Source organism: Neoaquamicrobium sediminum (assembly GCF_040970315.1).
Classification (GTDB): Bacteria; Pseudomonadota; Alphaproteobacteria; order Rhizobiales; family Rhizobiaceae; genus Aerobium; species Aerobium sediminum.
Window position 1 is genome coordinate 1 of record NZ_JAZHFV010000032.1, and the last position, 1,321, is coordinate 1,321.

Annotated in this window: 1 protein-coding gene and 1 other annotated feature; the gene reads left to right on the forward strand. The window is 65.0% G+C overall.

Annotated features, from left to right (window positions below):
• Positions 1–53 precede the first annotated feature (53 nt).
• Positions 54–1,282 (forward strand): IS3 family transposase gene (locus V1479_RS26100; protein ID WP_173187516.1). Its coding sequence is split into 2 segments (ribosomal slippage): positions 54–342 and positions 342–1,282, totalling 1,230 coding nucleotides; the frame shifts between segments, so codons are not numbered across the junction.
• Positions 335–451, forward strand: a sequence feature (AL1L pseudoknot). (Overlaps the previous gene by 117 nt.)
• Positions 1,283–1,321: the final 39 nt, after the last annotated feature.

Below are 1,321 nucleotides of genomic sequence, written 5' to 3' on the forward strand. Positions count from 1 at the left end.
TGAACCGCTCCGGGTTTGCCGGAGGCTCCAACTCCTGAGAAGGTGGAGCCATCATGAGCAAGACGACGAACAAGTTTTCCCCGGAAGTGCGCCAGCGAGCCGTGCGGCTGGTGCTGGATCACGAACATGAACATCCCTCCCGGTGGGCTGCGGTCATGTCGATCGCGTCCAAGATCGGCTGCACGGGCCAGACGCTGAACGAGTGGGTGAAGAAGTCCGAGGTAGACGCCGGCAAGCGCGCCGGTGTGCCGACGGACATGGCGGCAAAGCTGAAGGCGCTAGAGAGGGAGAACCGGGAGCTTCGGCAGGCCAACGAGATCCTGCGCAAGGCTTCCGCTTATTTTGCCCAGGCGGAGCTCGACCGCCCGTTCAAACGATGATCGGGTTCATAGACGATCACCGCGGGGTCCATGGGGTCGAGCCGATCTGCAAGGTTCTGCCGATCGCCCCGTCGACCTACCACGACCACGTCGCCAAGCGCGTCGATCCGGAGAAGCTGTCGGCGCGGGCGAAGCGGGACGGTGTCCTGAGGCCTGAGATCGAGCGCGTCTTCGCCGAGAACTTCGAGGTCTATGGCGCGCGCAAGGTCTGGCGGCAGATGCTGCGTGAAGGCTTCGCCGTCGCGCGCTGCACGGTCGAGCGGCTGATGGCCGACCTCGGCCTTCAGGGCGTCATCCGCGGCAAGCCGATCCGCACCACGGTGCAGGACAAGGCCGCCCCGTGCCCGCTCGACCATGTGAACCGGGTCTTCCATGCCCCCGCGCCGAACAGGCTGTGGCTGTCGGACTTCACCTACGTCAGCACCTGGTCCGGCTTCGTTTACGTGGCCTTCGTCATCGATGCCTATGCCCGCCGCATCGTCGGCTGGCGGGTGAGCAGGACCGCCCATGCGGGCTTTGTCCTCGATGCTCTCGAACAGGCCCTGCACGAACGGCGGCCCATCCACCGCGGCGGCCTGGTGCACCATTCCGACAGGGGGTCTCAATATGTCAGCATCCGCTACACCGAGCGACTGGCCGAAGCCGGCATCGAACCCTCCGTCGGCAGTGTGGGCGATTCCTACGACAATGCTCTCGCCGAGACGATCAACGGCCTCTACAAGGCCGAGGTCATTCATCGGCGCGGGCCATGGCGTAGCTTCGAGGCCGTAGAGTTCGCCACGCTGACCTGGGTCGACTGGTTCAACAATCGCCGGCTGCTGGAGCCCATCGGCAACATCCCGCCGGCGGAAGCCGAGGAACGCTACTACGCCATGCTGGAAGAACCAGCCATGGCCGCGTGACTCAAAAGAAACGGCCTCCGGCAAACCCGGGGCGGTTCA